This window comes from Balnearium lithotrophicum (assembly GCF_900182585.1).
Classification (GTDB): Bacteria; Aquificota; Aquificia; order Desulfurobacteriales; family Desulfurobacteriaceae; genus Balnearium; species Balnearium lithotrophicum.
The window spans coordinates 1-18,717 of record NZ_FXTM01000017.1; the positions used below are offsets into that span (position 1 = coordinate 1).

At 42.2% G+C, this 18,717-nt stretch carries 16 protein-coding genes and 1 pseudogene; 11 read left to right on the forward strand and 6 right to left on the reverse strand.

The features are described from left to right. From FN732_RS09650 to FN732_RS06830, 6 genes and pseudogenes are all read left to right on the forward strand, one after another. Positions 1-205, forward strand: a pseudogene (locus tag FN732_RS09650) (hypothetical protein); the annotation flags it as partial. Next, positions 193-453 carry a hypothetical protein gene (locus FN732_RS06810; RefSeq protein WP_142935816.1) on the forward strand — a complete coding sequence of 87 codons (261 nt, stop codon included), beginning with the start codon at positions 193-195 and terminating at the stop codon, positions 451-453. The pseudogene FN732_RS09650 and the gene FN732_RS06810, both read left to right, overlap by 13 nt. Then, complete coding sequence (locus FN732_RS06815; protein WP_142935817.1) at positions 441-842, forward strand: type II toxin-antitoxin system VapC family toxin; 402 nt, start codon at positions 441-443, stop codon at positions 840-842. Before FN732_RS06810 ends, FN732_RS06815 begins: the two co-directional genes overlap by 13 nt. 3 nt (positions 843-845) lie before the next feature. Beyond that, a complete protein-coding gene (locus FN732_RS06820; protein ID WP_142935818.1) occupies positions 846-2,153 on the forward strand; it encodes a restriction endonuclease subunit S in 1,308 nt (435 codons plus the stop codon). A 1-nt stretch (position 2,154) separates the two neighbouring features. Continuing rightward, positions 2,155-5,052 carry a type I restriction endonuclease subunit R gene (locus FN732_RS06825; protein WP_142935819.1) on the forward strand — a complete coding sequence of 966 codons (2,898 nt, stop codon included), beginning with the start codon at positions 2,155-2,157 and terminating at the stop codon, positions 5,050-5,052. Continuing rightward, positions 5,052-5,318 (forward strand): M48 metallopeptidase family protein, encoded by a 267-nt coding sequence (locus tag FN732_RS06830; protein ID WP_142935820.1) that lies wholly within the window; start codon positions 5,052-5,054, stop codon positions 5,316-5,318. Before FN732_RS06825 ends, FN732_RS06830 begins: the two co-directional genes overlap by 1 nt. Here FN732_RS06830 and FN732_RS06835 read toward each other — a convergent pair. Then, positions 5,315-5,884 (reverse strand): anthranilate synthase component II, encoded by a 570-nt coding sequence (locus FN732_RS06835; RefSeq protein ID WP_142935821.1) that lies wholly within the window; start codon positions 5,882-5,884, stop codon positions 5,315-5,317. The genes FN732_RS06830 and FN732_RS06835 overlap by 4 nt on opposite strands. A gap of 3 nt (positions 5,885-5,887) precedes the next feature. Next, a complete protein-coding gene (locus tag FN732_RS06840) occupies positions 5,888-6,721 on the reverse strand; it encodes a metal ABC transporter substrate-binding protein (protein ID WP_142935822.1) in 834 nt (277 codons plus the stop codon). 81 nt (positions 6,722-6,802) lie between these two features. On the opposite strand from FN732_RS06840, the gene carA reads away from it, so the two are divergent. From carA to lon, 5 genes are read left to right on the forward strand one after another with little or no spacing between them, the layout of a single operon-like run. Beyond that, entirely contained in the window at positions 6,803-7,942 is a 1,140-nt protein-coding gene (gene carA / locus FN732_RS06845; protein ID WP_142935823.1) for a glutamine-hydrolyzing carbamoyl-phosphate synthase small subunit, read from the forward strand. 1 nt (position 7,943) lies between these two features. After that, a complete protein-coding gene (locus FN732_RS06850) occupies positions 7,944-9,050 on the forward strand; it encodes a geranylgeranyl reductase family protein (protein WP_185954277.1) in 1,107 nt (368 codons plus the stop codon). A gap of 1 nt (position 9,051) precedes the next feature. Beyond that, positions 9,052-10,251 carry a class I SAM-dependent rRNA methyltransferase gene (locus FN732_RS06855; RefSeq protein ID WP_142935825.1) on the forward strand — a complete coding sequence of 400 codons (1,200 nt, stop codon included), beginning with the start codon at positions 9,052-9,054 and terminating at the stop codon, positions 10,249-10,251. A gap of 1 nt (position 10,252) precedes the next feature. Continuing rightward, positions 10,253-11,155, forward strand: a complete 903-nt coding sequence (gene galU / locus FN732_RS06860; protein WP_142935826.1) for a UTP--glucose-1-phosphate uridylyltransferase GalU — start codon at positions 10,253-10,255, stop codon at positions 11,153-11,155. Next, a complete protein-coding gene (lon, locus tag FN732_RS06865) occupies positions 11,124-13,535 on the forward strand; it encodes an endopeptidase La (protein ID WP_142935827.1) in 2,412 nt (803 codons plus the stop codon). Before galU ends, lon begins: the two co-directional genes overlap by 32 nt. On the opposite strand, the gene FN732_RS06870 is transcribed toward lon, so the two are convergent. Genes FN732_RS06870 through FN732_RS06885 form a run of 4 tightly spaced genes read right to left on the reverse strand, consistent with a single transcriptional unit; the run spans position 13,513 to position 18,647 of the window. Then, positions 13,513-13,950 (reverse strand): hydrogenase maturation protease, encoded by a 438-nt coding sequence (locus tag FN732_RS06870; protein ID WP_142935828.1) that lies wholly within the window; start codon positions 13,948-13,950, stop codon positions 13,513-13,515. The genes lon and FN732_RS06870 overlap by 23 nt on opposite strands. Next, the gene (locus FN732_RS06875) at positions 13,950-15,410 is read right to left on the reverse strand and encodes a Ni/Fe hydrogenase subunit alpha (protein WP_142935829.1); all 1,461 of its coding nucleotides are present in this window, start codon (positions 15,408-15,410) and stop codon (positions 13,950-13,952) included. Before FN732_RS06875 ends, FN732_RS06870 begins: the two co-directional genes overlap by 1 nt. Before the next feature lie 2 nt (positions 15,411-15,412). Beyond that, complete coding sequence (locus FN732_RS06880; protein ID WP_142935830.1) at positions 15,413-16,363, reverse strand: NADH-quinone oxidoreductase subunit B family protein; 951 nt, start codon at positions 16,361-16,363, stop codon at positions 15,413-15,415. Beyond that, positions 16,350-18,647, reverse strand: coding sequence for a hydrogenase iron-sulfur subunit (locus FN732_RS06885; protein ID WP_142935831.1), 2,298 nt, complete (start codon positions 18,645-18,647; stop codon positions 16,350-16,352). The genes FN732_RS06880 and FN732_RS06885 overlap by 14 nt, the downstream gene beginning before the upstream one ends. Positions 18,648-18,717: the final 70 nt, after the last annotated feature.

An 18,717-nucleotide genomic window follows, 5' to 3' on the forward strand; every position in this document is an offset into this window, starting at 1 on the left:
ATTTAGGTATCTGAACTTTTACAACTTCGTTAGGCCTCATCAAAGTCTCGGTTATAAGACTCCAGTAGAGAAGTTTGAGGAATATATTAAAAAACTCCAGGGTGTCCACCATGTATTGAACGAGAACACTTCCTTGAATGTAGGAAATTTGAGTATTAATTTAAAGTGTGAATTAATTGGAAGAAAGGGGCTATGGGTATCGTAAAGAAGACTGTTTCGTTACCTCAGAGTTTATACAGGGAAGTGGAAAGAATTGAGAGCTCCAAAAACTTTAGTAAGGTGGTTCAGAGAGCTCTCAAGGAGTATTTGGAAAAGAGAAAGAGAGAAAAAATTTTATCCTTTGCGGGAAGCCTTAGAGATTGGGAAGTTGAGGACGGAAGGGAATTTGTAGAAAAACTTAGGGAAGAAGAAATTGAAGCAGAGAGGGAAAGGGAAAGCAGTTGGGATACATAATTGATACTGATGTATGTATTGATTTTTTAAAGGGGATGGATTTTGCAGTAGAGTTGTTTTCAGAGTTGCTTAGAGAAGGAGAAGTTTTTCTGAGCATATTAACCCACTATGAGCTTCTTAAAGGAGCTTACACCGAAAAAGAGAGAAAAATTATTAAAGATTTTGTCAGTATGTTTAAGATTTTAAATTTAAACGGTAACATTATTTTTACCGCATCGGAATTTTATAGAAAATATAGAAAAAGAGGAATTACTCTTTCAAATATAGACTGTCTTATTATGGCAACTGCTAAGGAATACGGTTTAAGAATAGTAACAAGAAATGTAAGACACTATCCTGAAAACGAACTTCTGTCGGAATTTTCAAGGAAATTAAAAGGAATTGAATAGAAAATGGAATTGGGAAAGAATGAAGAATTTAAAGAGACCGAAATAGGGCTTATTCCAAAGGATTGGGAAGTTGTGAGGTTGGGGGATTATATAACGCAATCTAAAGAAAAGAATAAACAAAATTTGAATATTCCTGTTTATACTGTATCTAAGGTGTATGGATTTGTGTTGTCAGAAGAATTTTTTAGCAAAAAAGTTTATAGTAAAAACTTGAGTAACTATAAAATAGTTAGAAATAATTATTTTGCTTACAATCCATATCGTATTAATGTAGGCTCTATAGCTCTATTTATGGATAATATTGGTTTAGTAAGTCCAGCTTATCTTGTTTTTAAAGTCAAAGATGCCAAAAAGTTAAACTCAAGATTCCTATTATATTTGTTAAGAACTACTAAATATACACAGGAAATTAAAAGATTTTCAATGACTCGAGGAAGTGTTAGAAGGAGTTTAAGTTTCAAGGACTTATCTGAATTTAAAATTCCTCTTCCGCCGATTTCGGAGCAGAAGGCAATTGCAGCTGTTTTGGATAAGGTCAGGGAAACGATAGATAAAACGGAAGAAGTTATAAATTCATTAAAAGAGTTTAAAAAATCATTAATGAAGCACCTTTTTACATACGGAGCAGTCCCTGTTGACGAAGTTGACAAAGTTAAACTTAAAAAAACGGAAGTTGGGTTAATTCCTGAACATTGGGAAATAAAACAGTCCAAAGATGTTTTTTATAAAATCACTGATGGAACTCATGATACTCCTAAGAAATTAGACAAAGGTATTCCTTTAATTAAATCAAAACAAATAAAAAATGGAAAAATAGATTTTAGAAAAGTAGATTACTTTATAAGTCAAAATGATTATGAACTTATAAATAAAAGGAGCAAAGTTAATAAAGATGATATTTTAATTTCTATGATAGGAACAATAGGAGAGGTTGCTTATGTGGAAGATGAACCTAAGTTCGCAATAAAGAATGTAGGATTATTTAAAACTAATTTTGGTGATAAGAGAATTTCAAAATTTCTATTTTACTATTTCCAAAATACGAATTGCCAAAATTGGATATGGAAAAATATCTCTGGAACAAGTCAAAAATATTTAACTTTAACTAAATTAAAGCAACTTCCTATTCCTCTTCCGCCGATTGATGAGCAGAAAGAAATCGCGGAGATTCTGACCAAGTTGGACGATAGAATCGAAGCAGAGGAGAGGAAGAAGGAGGCTTTGGGGGAGCTCTTTAAAACCCTCCTCAACGAGCTTATGACCGGAAAAAAAAGATTAAAAAAGGAATTTGTTGAGAAATTTGGGGAGTAAAATGGAGTTTGGAAGTGAGAGAGGAGCGGTTCAGAACAGAATAATCAAGTACTGCTCAGATATTGGCTGGGAGTATTTAAGTCCAGAGGAGGCTCTTACCTACAGGAACGGAGAGGGAAACATTCTCCTAAGGGAGATATTTATAAGACAGATTCTCAATCTAAATCCAAAGTTGGAATATGAAAACGCTGAGGAAGTTGTTAGAAAGTTAGAGAGAATTCCCTCGAACGTAGAGGGAAACCTTACGGCATGGGAGTACCTGAAGGGATTAAAACAGGTGTTCGTTCAGGACGAAAACAGGGAGATAAACGTAAGGCTCTTAGATACGGAAAACTTCAGGAACAATGTCTTTCACGTAACGGATGAGCTTAAATTTGTAAGTGGTAACAAAACAAACAGGTACGATTTAGTTTTCTACGTAAACGGCTTCCCTATTCTACTGATAGAGACAAAAGCGGCTTACAAAATAAATGGACTCTCCGAAGCCTTTGAACAGATTAAGAGATACCACTGGGAAACGCCGGAAGCCCTCTCGCTTTTACAGCTCTTTTCGATAACTCACTTAATAGACTTTTACTACTCGGCAACCTGGAATCTGTCTGCAAAGGATTTAAACAGGTGGAAGCACAAAGAAGAATTTGATTTTGAGCACCTTATAAAGACGTTCTTTGACAGAAAAAACATTCTGAAAATTGTTACAGACTACATTCTCTTTGTTAAAAAGGACGATAGGCTCAGCAAGGTTGTTTTAAAGCCTCACCAGATTAGGGCAGTTGGTAAGGTTGTTGATAGGGCAAGGGATAGGAGGAAAAGGAGGGGACTTGTATGGCACACTCAGGGAAGCGGTAAAACCTACACAATGATAACTGCCGCAAAGCTCATACTTGAAAGCCCTGAATTTGAAAACCCTACGGTTATAATGCTTGTTGATAGAAACGAACTTGAACAGCAGCTTTTCAACAACCTCTCCTCCGTTGGGCTTGAAAACGTAAGGGTTGCAATGTCTAAAAGGGACTTGAAAAAACTCCTCATTGATGATTACAGGGGGCTCATAGTTTCAACAATTCACAAGTTCCACCTGATGCCAAAGGATGTGAACAGGAGGAGAAACATTTTCGTTTTTATAGACGAGGCTCACAGAACAACGGAGGGGGATTTAGGAACCTACTTAATGGCAGCCCTTCCTAATGCAACGATTATAGGGTTTACAGGAACGCCGAGGGATAAGACTAAACACGGAAAGGGAACCTTTGTTACGTTCGGTATAGATGACCCTCCTTACGGATACTTGGACAAGTACAGCATTTTGGAGTCAATAGAGGATGGAACAACCTTAAAAATAAACTACACGCTTGCCGAAAATTCACTCCTTCCGTCAAAAGAGGTTCTTGAAAGGGAATTTTTAAACCTAAAGGAAATTGAAGGGGTCAGCGATATAGAGACGCTGAACAGAGCTCTCTCTAAGGCAACAACTTTAAAGAACCTCCTCAAAAACAGGGAGAGGATAGACAGAATTGCTCAGTTTATCTCAAAGCACTTTAGGGAAAACGTTGAACCTATGGGATACAAGGCTTTTATTGTTGCAGTTGATAGGGAAGCCTGCGCAATCTACAAGGAAGCCCTCGATAGATACCTTTCTCCCGAATACTCGGAGGTTGTTATAAGTAAAAACCACAACGACCCTCCAGAGCTAAAGAGGTACCACCACACCGAGGAGGAGGAAAGGTTAATAAGGCGGAGATTCAAGGAGGAGGAAACTCCGAAAATACTGATAGTTACCGAAAAGTTACTGACGGGATTTGATGCTCCTATTCTCTACGCCATGTACTTGGATAAACCTATGAGGGACCACGTTCTGCTTCAGGCAATAGCAAGGGTAAACAGGCCTTACGAGGATGAAAATGGTAGAAAGAAACCTGCCGGATTGATTGTTGACTTTGTTGGGATACTTGACAACCTTGAGAGAGCTCTCTCATTTGACAGCAGCGATATCGAAGGGGTTCTGACCGATTTAGAGGTTTTAAAGGGACACCTGAAGGACTTAATGGAGGAGGGAAGGGTCGAGTACCTTTCCATTTTAAAGGGAAAGAGGGGAGATAAGGCCGTTGAGGAGGTTTTAAATGTCTTCAGAGACCAGGAAAAGAGACATAAGTTTTATCAATTCTTCAACGAATTAAAGGCAATCTACGAAATCTTAACGCCAGACCCGTTTTTAAGGCCTTACATAGAGGACTTTGCGCTCTACACGAGAATCTACAGCATTCTGAAGCAGGCCTACGAGAGTGTTGACGTTGGAAAAAAGATACTTGAAAGAGAGTTGAGTGAAAAAATAAAGGAGCTGATAAAGGGAGCTCCTGTTAATGCCACAATAAAGGAAGAGTTGGAGATTGTAGAAATAGACGAGAATACGCTGAAAAAGCTCCTTTCGAGCAAAGCAACCGATACGGAAAAGGTCTTTAACCTCTTAAAGAGTGCCGAACTGACCATCAACAGGAATTTAGAAAAAGAACCCTACCTAATACCCCTTGCAGAGAGGCTTGAGGAGCTTACAAGGGAGTACCACAACAGACAGAAAAATACAAAGGAGATGTTAAACGAGCTGAAGGAATTATCAGAGGAGATAGTAAGGGTAAGAAAGGAGATGAGAGCTCTGGGATTGAGCGTTGAAACATTCACTGTTTATTGGATTTTGAAGAAAATGGGAGTTGAGAGAGCTCTCGACTTTAAGGATAAAATTGAGGAAATTTTTAACGAGCATAAGCTCTGGAAGGTAAATAAAAGCGAAGGTAGAAAGTTGAAAATTGAGCTTACAAAGCTCTTTTTAAATCTCTTGGGAAGTGAGAGGATAAGGGAAGTTACAGAAACGGTTAACAAAATTCTTGAGATACTAAGGAAGTGATGATTTCTAAGGACGAGTTCAAAAGGGAAGTCATCAGGTGGGCTGTTAAGTTAAACGTTCAACCTAAGGAGATTCAGATTAGGAAAATGAGGAAAAAGTGGGCAAGCTGCTCCTCGAGGGGAAGACTGACATTCTCATCCGACCTTCTCCTTCAACCTAAGGAGTTCAGGGATGAGGTAATAGTTCACGAACTTTTGCACCTGAAGTACCCAACCCACAACAGGTTGTTTAAAACACTGGTTAAAATTTACACAAAGAAGGATTAAATCTGTTTCAGGAAATTCTCAATTATCTTTATTCCATCCTCGGTTAATATTGATTCGGGGTGAAACTGAACTCCAAATATTGGAAGCTTCTTATGCCTTATTCCCATTATCTCCCTATCGTCTTCGCTCTCTGCGGTTATTTCAAACTCCGAAGGTAGAGTTTCTCTATCTATAACGAGGGAGTGGTACCTTATTGCAGAAAAGGGGTTCTTCATTCCCTCAAACAGAAATTTCCCATCGTGGTGAATCAATGAGGCCTTCCCGTGCATGAGCTTTTTAGCCCTCTTAATTTTCGCTCCGAATGCAAATCCTATCGACTGGTGGCCCAAGCATATTCCTAAAATGGGAAGTTTCCCTGAAAAGTGTCTTATAGCCTCAACAGAAACTCCGGCTTCCCTTGGAGTACATGGACCCGGCGAAATTACAAGTGCTTCAGGCTTCTTTTTCTCAATCTCTTCTACTGTAATTTTGTCGTTCCTGTAAACCTCGATTTCTGCTCCTAACTTTCCAAAGTACTGAACAACGTTGTACGTGAATGAATCGTAGTTGTCTATCATTAAAATCATTCTCTACTCCTTTAGAGCTCTGCAGATTTTACTTCCCCACTCAGAGAGGGCTCTAACGTAGTCCTCAGATGGTATGGGGTTTAAAACTAAAACTCTTCCGCCAATCTCCCTTGCTATCAGTTTGGGAATTTTCTGGTTTGCAAAACTTTCACTTATAACAACCTTTGCTCCTTTCCTTTTGGCCTCCTCTATGACCTCTTTGATCCTTCCAGGTGTAACCTGTTCCTCGGGAGTTCTTGCTATCTCAATTACATCAATTCCAAAGGTTTTAAGGAGAGGCTTCCAGACGGGGTGGAAAATAACAACAGCATTTTCCTTCCTACCCTTTAAACACTCATTAATCCTTCCTAAAAGCTGCTCAATCATCTCTGCGTAGTCGTCAGCCCTCTTCTTGTAGTAGGTCTCCCTTTTTGGATAGAAACTTACGAGCCTCTCTGCCACTTCAAAGTAAACGTCCTCCATCAGAACGGGGTTCATCCAGAGGTGGTAGGCAGGTTCCTTAACTTGAGGGTACTTTTTGGAAAAGAGCACCCCCAGATTGAGAACCTTTTTCCTGTCACTCACGCCCTTTAATGCCCAATCGTCAAGTCCCAATCCGTGAACGATTATTAGCGATGCCTCCTTTTCCTTTTCAATGTCGGATGGCTTTGGTTCGTATCCGTGGGGTGATTCTCCTCCCTTAAGTATTGAGTAGTACCTAAAGTCCGTTCCGCCTATATACTCGGCAACGCTCTTCCAGACTGGGAGGGATGTGACTATCAGGGGTTTATTTCCCTTCTCTGAAATACAGCTAAAGGTTAGGAGAGAAATAAAAAACAGCAGTAGAAACCTCAACATTTAAGCCTCCCGACAACAAATAAACGTAGTATATAATATGCCATTAAACGAAATAAATCAAAAGGTTTATGAGGTTAGAGTATGCTTAAGAGGAAAAAGGCAATTTTAGTCCTTGAGGACGGTACCTACTTTGAGGGATTGAGCTTCGGTGCAGAAGGAGAGACTTCCGGAGAAGTTGTATTTACAACCTCAATGACGGGATATCAGGAGGTCGTTACAGACCCATCTTTTAAGGGTCAGATTGTTACGATGACCTATCCCTTGATAGGAAACGTTGGAGTGAACAGGGAGGACGTTGAATCAGATGGCCCTAAGGCTGAAGGCTTCATCGTTAAGGAGATTTCTGAAATCTACTCAAACTGGAGGGCAGAGGACTCCTTTGAGAACTACCTAAAGAAGCACGGAGTTGTCGGGATTTGTGAGATTGATACAAGGGAACTTGTTAAGAAGCTGAGAAGTGCCGGAACGATGAGGGGGGTCATATCAACCGTTGACCTTGACGTTGACAGCCTCATCTCAAAGGCGCGCTCAATTCCTCCTATGGAGGGCTTAAACTTGGTTGACGAGGTTTCTTGTAAGGAGCCTTACGAGTGGGAGTACGGGACCTGGAGACTTGGGGAAGGTTATCCCAAGAGAGAGGACTTTAAGTACTCTGTAGTCGTTTTAGACTTTGGTATAAGGTACAACATTCTGAGAAACTTGGTGGACGTTGGAATAAAGCCTATCGTTGTTCCGGCAAAAACTCCACCGGAAGATATTTTAAAGATGAACCCGGATGGGATTTTCCTCTCCTGCGGTCCAGGAGACCCTGCTGCAGTTACTTACGCAATTGAGACAATAAAGTATCTGATAGCGACGTACAGAAAGCCAATCTTTGGAATTTGTTTGGGACATCAGCTCACTGCCCTTGCAATGGGAGCATCCACGTACAAGCTGAAATTCGGACACAGGGGAGCAAACCAGCCTGTTAAGAATAAAAGAACCGGAAAGGTTGAGATTACTGCCCAGAACCACGGATTTGCAGTTGACGAGTCAACACTCCCTGACGATTTGGAGGTAACTCACTACTCCTTGAACGATGGAACCGTAGAGGGGTTGAAACACAAGTCAAAACCTCTATTTACGGTTCAGTACCATCCGGAGAGCTCTCCAGGTCCACACGATTCAAGATACCTCTTTAGAGAGTTTGAGAGGTTAATCTCAGATTACAAGGGTAGGTAGTGTGTACGATGTCATAGTTGTAGGATTGGGGCCGGGGGGGATTTCCCTACTAAAGTCCTTGGAGAATTCAAACTTAAAAGTTCTTGCTGTTGAAAGGGGAATTTTTCCTAAAAAGAAGCCCTGTGCCGGAGGGTTAACTCCAAAGGCATACTCTATCTTAAAGGAGAAGTTTCCTGAAATTGATAGAGTTGTCAGAGAAAGAGCCTACGAGTTTTTCCTTTACAACGGTAACAGGGAAGTTGTACTCTCATCAAGGAGGGTTTTAACATACTTAACGGATAGAGCCGAACTTGACCATTTTCTTTTCAACTCTTTGAACCACAGTAAGTTTAGTCTTCATTTAGGTGAGAGTGCTCTCTCGGTAGAAATTGAAGAAGGAAGGGTAAAGCTGAAAACGGAAAAAGATTCCTATGTAGGAAGGGTTTTAGTTGACTCCTCAGGTGTGAACAGCAGAATAGCAAGACAGTTAAACGTTAATAGGGAAATTGGATTTACATACGAAAGGGACCTTAAAGTAAGGAAGAACGAGCTTATAGTTGACTTTTCCAACTTTAACTGGGGATACTACTGGGTTTTCCCAAAGGGGGAGTGGGTAACCTCAGGACTTGGGGAGTTTAAAAAGTGGAGTAATCTAAGAGGTAAGCTAATTGAATTTGAAAGAAAACACGGAATTTACGGAAACGTCCTCTGGGAATCAGGCTTCCCCATTCCTGCAGGAAAAAGAAAAAACGATGTTCTAAGAAAAAACGTTCTGTTTGTTGGAGATTCGGGAGGGCTGGTTGACCCTTTAACTGGTGAGGGGATATTCTACGCAGCAAGAAGTGGTATTTTGGCAGGTGAGTGTTTAAAGAGGTTCTTTGAAAAGTTGGATGCAGAGGAGCTCAAAAGCTATAAAAGGAAAATTGACAGGGAGTTTGGTGGGGAATTTTTCTGGGCAAGGGTTGTTGGGAAATTGTTTTTTTCCTTTAGAGGTTTAAATCTTTCGTTGGTTGAAAGGTCTGAGAAAATTGCTAACTTAACGGCAGAGCTCCTTTCTGGTGAAGTTCCGTACAGAAAAGCTCTAATGAGGTACGCGGGAATTTTACTTAGAGCTCCCTTCAGGAGGTAGTATGCTTCAGGTTTCAATAAAGAGGGGAAGGGAAAAGAGGATAAGGGGATTTCACCCCTGGGTTTATAAACACGAGATTCTATCATTTTCGAGAAAGCCCAAGCCGGGAGAGCTCTGCATTGTCAGGGATTACAGGGGAGGCTTTCTTGCTAAAGGTTACATAAATCCGGAGAGCTACATTTCTGTGAGAATTCTCACGTTTAAGAAGGAAGAGGAGATTGACTACGACTTCTTTGTAAGGAGAATTTCGGAAGCCCTTGAGTACAGAAGGAGTTTGGTTCCTGAGGACTGTACAGCCTTCAGGCTCATCCACTCTGAGGGAGACTACCTTCCAGGTCTGATAGTTGATTACTATTCTGGCTACTTGGTCGTTCAGGTAACCACACTTGGAATGGAAGTTTTAAAGGAGAAAGTAGTTAGAGCTCTAATAGATGTTGTAAAACCAAAGGGAATCTACGAAAAGTCAACCGTTCCTACGAGGGAGCTTGAGGGGCTTCCCTTAGTTGAAAAGCCCCTGTACGGGGAGATTCCTGAAAGGGTTGTAATCTTAGAGAATGGAATAAAGTTCAACGTTCAGATAGTTGGGGGACAGAAGACGGGCTACTTCTTGGACCAGAGGGAGAATAAGCTTCTCTTTTCAAGGGAGTTTGTAAGTGAGGGAGATAGGGTTTTGGACGCCTTCTGCCACCTTGGGGGATTTGGACTCCATGCAGCCGTAATAGGAAAGGCTTCTGAGGTTGTTGCCCTCGATAGTTCTCAGCTTGCACTTGATTTGGCGAGGGAAAATGCAGCTCTAAACGGGGTTGAGGACAGATTTACCTTTGTAAAGGGTGATGCTTTTAAAGTTTTGAAGGAGATGTCCTTAAAAGGTGAAAAGTTTGATTCAATAGTTATTGACCCTCCGGCATTTGCAAAGAGTAAAAAGGTTTTAGAGCAAGCAAAAAGAGGATACAAGGAGCTTTTCTTAAGAGGGTTAAAGATGTTAAAACCCGGAGGGAGCATTGTCGTCTGTTCCTGCTCTCACCACGTTACTCCTCCGATTTTAGAGGAGATTCTCCAGTCTGCAGCCTTTGATACGAGAACACCGTTAAAGGTTTTATACACAACGTACCAATCAAAGGACCATCCGTTTGTCCTACAGATTCCCGAGTCGAGGTACTTAAAGTGCATATTTGCAAGGAGTTTCCCTTGGGAGGTTTGAATTGATTAGGAAGGCCGTTATTCCTGTGGCGGGATTGGGAACGAGGTTTTTGCCGGCAACGAAGGCCCAGCCTAAGGAGATGCTTCCTTTGGTGGATAAGCCTGTAATCCAGTACATAGTCGAGGAGGCTGTAGCTTCAGGAATAAAGCAGATAATATTTGTTACGGGAAGACACAAGAGGGCAATTGAGGACCACTTTGATAGAAACTTGGAGCTTGAGAGAAACTTAGAGGAAAAGGGGAAGTTGGAGCTCCTGAAAGTAGTCAAGGAGATTCCGGAGGTTGCCGATTTTATCTACATAAGACAGAAGGAGCCTTTAGGTTTGGGACATGCAATCTTGACGGCTGAACCCGTTGTGGGAAACGAGCTCTTTGCAGTTTTGTTGGGTGACGACGTTATGGTTTCAGAGGTTCCTGCGACAAGTCAACTTATCGAGGTTTTTAACAGGTACAAGTGTTCAGTTTTGGGCCTTCAGGAGGTTCCGAAGGAGGATGTCAACAAGTACGGTATAGCCTCAGGAAAGGAGATAGAGGAGGGAATATTTAAGTTGGATGAGCTTGTTGAAAAACCAAACATTGATGAGGCTCCATCAAACTTAGCCATTGCAGGAAGGTACATTTTAACTCCCGGCATATTTGATGCCTTAAGGAGAACGCCAGTTGGGAGGGGAGGAGAGATTCAGCTTACAGATGCCATTAGGATACTATCTGAGAGGGAAGCTGTATATGGTAGGATTTTAGAGGTTAAGCGTTACGATACAGGAGACAAGTTGGGCTTTCTTGAGGCAACAGTTGATTTTGCTCTAACGAGGGAGGATTTGAGGGAACCGTTCCTCAAGTTCCTAAAAGAAAAAATTGAAAAGGAGTTAAGAAATGGCAGAGATAATTCAGGAGGGAATGGTTAATCAACCAAACCTACCAGAGGAGCTCCCTCTACTACCGTTAAGGGACGTTGTTGTTTTTCCAATGATGATAGCTCCCCTCTTTGTTGGAAGGCCCTTTTCACTAAATGCAGTTGAAGAGGCATTGAGGGAGCACAAGTTAATTTTTCTGGCTACTCAGAAGAACAAGGAGATTGAGGAGCCGACGAGGGAGGAGCTCTACGACTACGGTACAGTTGCAGTAATCCTCAAAGCAATGAGGATGGGGGACGGTAGAGTAAAGATTTTGGTTCAGGGGCTCGGAAGGGCAAAGATAAAAGAACTGAAAAAGGAGGACGGCCTCTATAGAGCTCTCTTAGAGCACGTTGTTGAGCCGGAGTACAGGGCAAGGAGCATTGAGGAGGAAGCCCTCATAAAGTTAGTAAAGGACCAGATTGAGAGGGTCGTTGCATTAGGAAAGCAGATTCCACCCGACATGGTTGCAATTCTCCGTTCGATAGAGGACCCTGGAAGGCTTGCAGACCTCATAGCCGCTCAGATTGACCTTTCAACCGAGGAAGCTATTGAGATTCTGTCAACAGAGGACCCCATAGAGAGGCTCAAAAAGGTAAGTGAGAGGTTGGAGCACGAGATAAAGGTTCTTGAGGTTCAGGAACTCATAAGGACAAAAGCCCGTGAGTCTATGGAGAAGGAACAGAGGGAGTACTTCTTAAGGCAACAGTTAAAGGCCATTAGGAAGGAGTTAGGAGAGGAGGAGGAAAGGAGCAAGGAGATTGAGGAGTACAGGGAGAAGATAAAAAAGGCAAAAATGCCTAAAGAAGTGGAGGAGTCGGTTTTAAAGGAGCTCTCAAGACTTGAGAAGATGCACCCCGAATCTGCAGAGGCAGCCGTTTTAAGGACCTGGCTTGAGTGGATGATTGAGCTTCCCTGGTCTAAGAGGACAAAGGACAGGTTGGACATAGAGAGGGCAAGGAAGATACTTGATGAGGATCACTACGATTTAGAAAAGCTGAAAAATAGAATCTTAGAGTACTTGGCAGTTAAATCTCTCATAAAGAAGAGAAGGAAGAGGATAAAGGAGGTAAAACAGCCTACAATTTGCTTCGTCGGTCCTCCGGGAGTAGGAAAAACATCCTTGGCCCGCTCAATAGCAAGGGCTTTGGGAAGGAAGTTTGTGAGAATTTCCTTAGGTGGCGTCAGGGACGAGGCTGAAATAAGGGGACACAGGAGAACCTACGTTGGAGCTATGCCTGGAAAGATTATTCAGGCTTTGAGGAAAGCCGGAACGAAGAATCCCGTAATTCTCCTTGATGAGATAGATAAGATGTCCTCCGACTTTAGAGGGGACCCTGCTGCAGCCCTCTTGGAGGTTCTTGACCCCGAACAGAACAGGGAGTTTGTTGACAACTACATAAACCATCCTTTTGACCTTTCGGAGGTTCTCTTTATTGCAACGGCAAACACCCCACACACGATTCCGGAGCCTCTCTACGATAGGTTAGAGGTTTTAAACATTCCCGGATACACAGAGTACGAGAAACTCCAGATAGCAAAGAGGTACATCGTTCCTAAGCAACTTAAAAATCACGCCCTTACAGAGAACGACATAGAGTTCACAGATTCGGCAATCCTCCACATCATAAGGCACTACACGAGGGAGGCAGGAGTAAGGAACTTAGACAGGAGAATTGCCGCCGTCTGCAGGAAGGTGGCTCTCTGGATAAGTGAGGGTAAGGAGAAGAAGTACAGAATAACTAAAAAGTTGGTCGAGAAGATTTTGGGAGCTCCAAAATTCATCCCGGAGGTTGAGCTTGGGGAGGATGAAGTAGGAGTTGCAACAGGCCTTGCATGGACGCCTGTTGGTGGGGACGTTCTGTTTATTGAGGCAATAGTAACAAAGGGAAGTGGAAGACTAATCTTAACGGGAAGACTTGGTGACGTTATGAAGGAGTCTGCCCAGGCTGCCTTGGGATTCATAAAGGCCAATGCAGATAAGTACGGGATAAAGAAGGACTTTTCAAAGATAGACATTCACGTTCACGTACCCGCTGGTGCAATTCCAAAGGATGGGCCGTCTGCAGGAATAACAATTGCAACTGCAATGCTCTCGGCCCTAACTGAGAGGAAGGTTAGGAAGGAAGTTGCAATGACGGGAGAGATAACCCTTGGAGGAAAGGTTCTTCCCGTGGGGGGACTAAAGGAAAAGATACTTGCAGCCTTAAGGTACGGAGCTAAAACCGTTATCCTCCCTGAGAAGAACAAACAGGAGGTCATGGAGGAGCTCCCCGAGGAGGCCAAGAAGAAGATTAAACTCGTATTTGTTAACAGAGTTGAACCTGTCTTTGAACTTGCTCTTTACCCTGAGGAAAAGAAAGGAAGAACTAAGAGGAAAAAATCCTCCTGATTATTCCTTTAACTTCCGGGAGGGAACGTTTTACCCTCTCGGAGAGTCCCTTCTTAAATGTATTAATGTTCTCAGCTTCAACACCTATAAAGTAGATTTCCATTGACATTTCATCTCTGAAAAGTTCGTATCCAAGCTTTAGAACAGAGTTTAAAGAGAGTGTATGACTTTTGGAGTTATTTACTTTGAGATTTTCAGAACTTAATTTAAAGAAAATTATCTCTCCAGGTTTTTTTCCCAACTTTACTGCATCAACGAAAACAACTTTTTCCTTTTTCAGGATTTTGTTTATGAGGTCGGACGTAGGAGCAAGGAAGTGAAGGGAGGGAAATTCCTCCCTCAAACTCTCAACAACGTAGTATCCGAAACCATCATCAGAAAAGTTCGGATTTCCAAAGCCTATTAAAAGGTTCATTAGGTATTTCTAATCCTTTTGATAAGTTTCCCATCCTTTGAGTAGATTAGGAGCTCCGTTCCATACTGGCTCGGATAGGCATGGGTTGCACATGCAAGACACAGGTCGTAAGGTCTGTGAGCCATCTCTATTAGGTTGAGCTTCTCAGGTTCGTACTTTCCATCGTTTAAGTAGTACTCTGCCGCCCTCTTAACGGCCATTTGAATTGAACCGTTGTTGAACGTAGTTGGAACAACCATGTTGGCATCAGTTACCATGGCATTTTCGTCGGTTCTGTAGTGGTGTATGAGCGTTCCCCTTGGAGCTTCAATAATTCCAACACCTTCTCCCACAACTTCCTTTAACTGGGTACAGGTATCGGAATTTGTAATTTCAGGGTCCTCAATGAGTCTCTTAATTTCCTCTGCGTGGTTGAGAATCTCTATAGCCCTTGCCCAGTGATAGGCAAATATGTTGTATATTGGTTTTCCGCCGAAGAAATCAACCATTTCCTCATAGGCAGCCTGGGCTAACGGAGTTGAGAATCCATTTGAGACGTTGACCCTTGCAAGTGGACCAACACTGCAGAACGGAGTTTCCTCTCCATCAACAAATCCCTTCCAGCCTACCTTCTTTAAGTAGGGAAACTTAGCGTAGCTCCAGGGAAGCGTTTTCTCTGAGAAAAACTCAAGGTAATCCTTGCCTGTAAATCTTCCAATTTCCTCCCCTGAAGGTGAGATTATTCTCTGAACTCCTTCGTAGTAGGCTACGTTACCGTTTTCATCAACAGTTCCCATGTAGTTCGTTCTTACGTTAAACTTTTCCTCCCTGAGGAGCTTTGAGTACTCCGGATTGTTTACAACAACCTCCTTAAAAAGCTCCACGCTCCTCTTACCAAGTTCCAAACACTCATCGGAGAGTTTTCTAATTTCCTCAACCTCCTCGGGTTTTAGCGACTTAGCCCATCCTCCCGGAATGGCCGGAGCCGGGTGGGCAGTTTTACCTCCCAATATTTCAACTATTCTGGCAGCTGCAAACCTCTTATTTAGAATGTCCTTAACAACATCCTTTCCTATTTTCTCTGCAACTCCAAGGAGATTCCTCTTTTCAGGAGGTGCAGTTGGACCGACTATGAAATCTGGGAGTCCCATTGCATATAGGATTTCCGTGTGGTCCTCAATGTGATGGGCTGAAAGTAGTAGTTTTCTTAATTTCTTTGCTACAGGAGGAGGCTCAACCCCAAAAACACCGTCTCCTGCCTTGAGAGAAGCCATAAAGTGGACAGCCCTGCAAACTCCGCATATTGTACTTGCTATTCTTGGAACTTCCTCTATGGGAGCTCCCTCAACCATCTTCTCGTAACCCATAAATTCAACGACCTGAAAGAAGACCTCATCAACCTTTCCGTTATCGTCAAGGAAAATCGTTATTTTTCCGTGCCCTTCAAGTCTCGTAATTGGTTCTATTACAGCCTTTTTCATTTTTACCCCCTTGGTTTAACTAACTTTGACTTTGGAAGTGAATACCTGTAAAAGAGCCTTACAGGGTCGGGTACCTTCTTGAGAAGGCTTTTATCGGATAGAGTTGTTGCAATAGTGCTTATTGCCTTAACCGCAAAGTCACTTACTCCCGGTATGGGACCTCCACATCCCCTGCACGGCATGTTTGCCTTTAGACAGGCTGCCTGACAGTCTCCCTGTGTAACGGGACCAAGACACAAAAATCCTGCTTCAAGGAGGCAGGCATCCTCAGGAGGTTTCTCCAGCGTTCTTTTTACTTCAGTTGGTTTTTTCTTTACTCCTCCGTGTCTTATGGGGTTCCTAGGACAGACGTCACACACGGCGGTTCCCATTGTTAACCAGCTGCCTTTTGGGGGTAAATCACCATTTAAAAGTTTTTCTAGAATCCACTTAATGTGGTTGTAGTGGGGAGGACAGCCCCCAACGTAGTAGTCAACTTCAACTACCTGGTCTAAAGCCCTTGCCGGCATTAGTTTTGGAAGTTCTAAATCGTACTTTCCATCAACCTTGTACTCTGGTTGAGGAGTTATTCTTTCCGGATTATCTGTTGTAACGGTTTCTATGTAAGCTTTTTTAACTATTTCTTCTTGAGGAAATAGGTTTACAAGTCCTTTTATCCCCCCTAAACTTGCACAGATTCCAAAGGCTATCAGTGTTTTACACTTTCTCCTCATTAACCTTGCCATTCTTTCGTGTTCGGAGTTTCTAACGTTACCTGTAAAAAATCCAACATCTATTGAACCGTCAGGAATATCCTCAAAATCTCTGTACTTGACGTCTATGAGCGTTGGAGCAAAAAAGGTTAGGTCGACATGCTCTAAAAAATCAACAAGTTTTCCTGCAGTATCTAAGAGTGACGTGTCACAACCGGCACATCCACCGGCCAAATAGTAGGCCATTTTAATTTTGGACATAACTCCCCTCCTTAATAGCTGTTAACTCCCTGTTCATCTCCTTAATTGCATTTGCCAGTTTTAACCAGTTAGGAACACCTATGTACTCCCACCTTACTTTTTTGTCAGTTACACCCAAGAGCTCAAGACTTTCGTTGAGGGTTTCTATTCTCCTCTCCTGCATGTAGTTACCCCAGGCGTGATGGCAGTTATCAACCGGACATCCAGCAACGATTATTCCGTCTGCCAAGTCCCTGGCAAGAATTTCTGAAATAACGTCGAGGCTTAAAGAAGCAGAACACCTAACCCTTATAGTCCTTACGTTTTCAGGGATTTTTACATTGTTGTAGCCCATCAGGTCTGCTGCACCGTAAGCACACCAGTAACAGAGAAAGGCAAGGATTCTCGGTTTACCTTTTGGCAGGTGCTTGAAAGCGACCTCTGCCATTTTGAGAATCTGCTCATCCTCGAGATTTGAAAACCTTATTGCCTTTGAAGGACATGCAGCATAACAGAGCCCACAACCCCTACACAGGTTCGAGTCTATAACTACTCTGTTTTCTTCCTTTTCTTCCTTTATAGAGATTGCTCCGTGTGGACAGCACATCAGACAGGTCTCACACCTTGAACACTTGTCCTGGTCTATTTCAGCGTAGTACTTTTTCTCCCTTCCCTTTAAGTCTCTGTAAATTTTCGGAGCTGCTCCTAAGGCAGATTCAATACTTTCCTGGACGTCCTTAAATCCCTTAGCAGCTCCAACAACGTAAACTCTTTCAACAAAGGTTTCCAATGGATTGATAACCCGTGGCTGGAATTCAAGGGGGAAACCGTAAATGTCCGTAAACACCTTGAGCATCTCCGTAATCCTGTACTGAGCTGGAATCAGTGGGTCTGCTACAACTGCAAGATTTGAGTAGTATTCTCCATTTTCCGTCTTTATAAGGAGCTCCCCCTCTCCTTTTCTTTCAATTTTCTCAACCTGAGTTTGAATAAACTCAACACCTAACTTTTCAGCTCTCCTTCTATACTCTTCAAATGCCCTTCCCGTTGTCCCTAAACTTTTATAGAAAATCTTTACTTTTACATCGGGCACTTGTTTTGCAAGCATAAAGGCCGCTTTTACCGTTTCTAAACAGCAGAGTCTTGAACAGTAACCAACACTGTCCTTCTTACACAGAACAAAAGAAATTTCCCTCGGTTTTTTTCCAAAGAAGTTGTTTGCTCTGTATCTTTGATACTCCGTAAGGGTTATAACTTCTGGAAATTCGTATCCCAATTCTTTGTAGACCGATACATCCCCTCCCTTTAGTCCTGTTGCTATTACTACTGCTCCAAACTCGTCCTCTATAGTGTCTCCCTCTCTGCTTAAGTCTATTGCACTTGTTGGACAAACCTTTTCACACTCACCACACAAGGTGCAGTTTTCCTCATCTATCTGGTAAACATCAGGTAGAGCAAGTGGGAAAGCTTTATAGATAGCCCTTCTCTTTGTTTTTCCTAAGTTGAATTCGTTAGGAACTTCAACTGGACAAACCTCCTCACACTTTCCGCAGCCTATACATTTTTCAGGGTCAACTTTTAAAGTTTTCCTTCTTATCCTAACTTTGAATTTACCATTTTCCTTTTCGATTTTTTCTACGGTTGAATTTGTATAAACAGTTATCCCGTCCTTAAGGAGGGTTTCCCTTCCGACAACGGGGATAACACACTGACTTGTACAAACTGAAGGATAACTTTCAGACTGCCAGAGAGCAGGAATGGAAGCAGCAAATCCGCCCAAGTAAGGTTTCTCTTCAACAATAACTGTATCGATTCCCATATCTGATAGAGCCTGAGCACAGGACTGCCCTGCAACACCACCACCAACAATTAAAACTCTCTTTTTAAGATTTTCCTTCAGGGCTTCAACGTTCGTTTTAAGTTTCTCGTAGGCCATTAAAAATTGGTCTTTAGCTCTTTGATTCATTCCTTCAGTGTCATCGTGAACCATTAAACACTGTTCTCTAAGGTTGACTGTTTCAAACATTGCTGGGTTAATTCCCAAGTTCTTGAGAAGTTTTGTTATTCTGTCCTCATTAAACTTCAGAGAAGACCTTTCAGAGCATCCACAGAAAATTAGACCGCTAAACTCCTTTCCCAATCTCTTAACCTGTTCCTCTGGATTGATGCAGAAATCCTTGGTCTCAAGAACCTCTGCTACTCTTTCCTGTTTCTCTGCTAATTCCTTTAACTCCTTAAAGTTAATTTTCTCTGAAATTTTTCCTCCACAGTTACAAAGGACAACGAGGAACTTTTCCTTTTCCATCTTCCTCTCCTCTTAAGATTAATTGGTAACTGAGAATTTATTATATGTATAATATTGGGAAAATGCAATT

Coding starts and splice junctions, on each gene's coding strand:
- lon (WP_142935827.1), top strand. CDS start 11,124: ATGGCAGAGATAATTCAGGAGGGAATGGTTAATCAACCAAACCTACCA.
- FN732_RS06835 (WP_142935821.1), bottom strand. CDS start 5,884: ATGATTTTAATGATAGACAACTACGATTCATTCACGTACAACGTTGTT.
- FN732_RS06855 (WP_142935825.1), top strand. CDS start 9,052: ATGCTTCAGGTTTCAATAAAGAGGGGAAGGGAAAAGAGGATAAGGGGA.
- FN732_RS06810 (WP_142935816.1), top strand. CDS start 193: ATGGGTATCGTAAAGAAGACTGTTTCGTTACCTCAGAGTTTATACAGG.
- FN732_RS06885 (WP_142935831.1), bottom strand. CDS start 18,647: ATGGAAAAGGAAAAGTTCCTCGTTGTCCTTTGTAACTGTGGAGGAAAA.
- carA (WP_142935823.1), top strand. CDS start 6,803: ATGCTTAAGAGGAAAAAGGCAATTTTAGTCCTTGAGGACGGTACCTAC.
- FN732_RS06875 (WP_142935829.1), bottom strand. CDS start 15,410: ATGAAAAAGGCTGTAATAGAACCAATTACGAGACTTGAAGGGCACGGA.
- FN732_RS06840 (WP_142935822.1), bottom strand. CDS start 6,721: ATGTTGAGGTTTCTACTGCTGTTTTTTATTTCTCTCCTAACCTTTAGC.
- FN732_RS06880 (WP_142935830.1), bottom strand. CDS start 16,363: ATGTCCAAAATTAAAATGGCCTACTATTTGGCCGGTGGATGTGCCGGT.
- FN732_RS06830 (WP_142935820.1), top strand. CDS start 5,052: ATGATTTCTAAGGACGAGTTCAAAAGGGAAGTCATCAGGTGGGCTGTT.
- FN732_RS06820 (WP_142935818.1), top strand. CDS start 846: ATGGAATTGGGAAAGAATGAAGAATTTAAAGAGACCGAAATAGGGCTT.
- FN732_RS06870 (WP_142935828.1), bottom strand. CDS start 13,950: ATGAACCTTTTAATAGGCTTTGGAAATCCGAACTTTTCTGATGATGGT.
- FN732_RS06825 (WP_142935819.1), top strand. CDS start 2,155: ATGGAGTTTGGAAGTGAGAGAGGAGCGGTTCAGAACAGAATAATCAAG.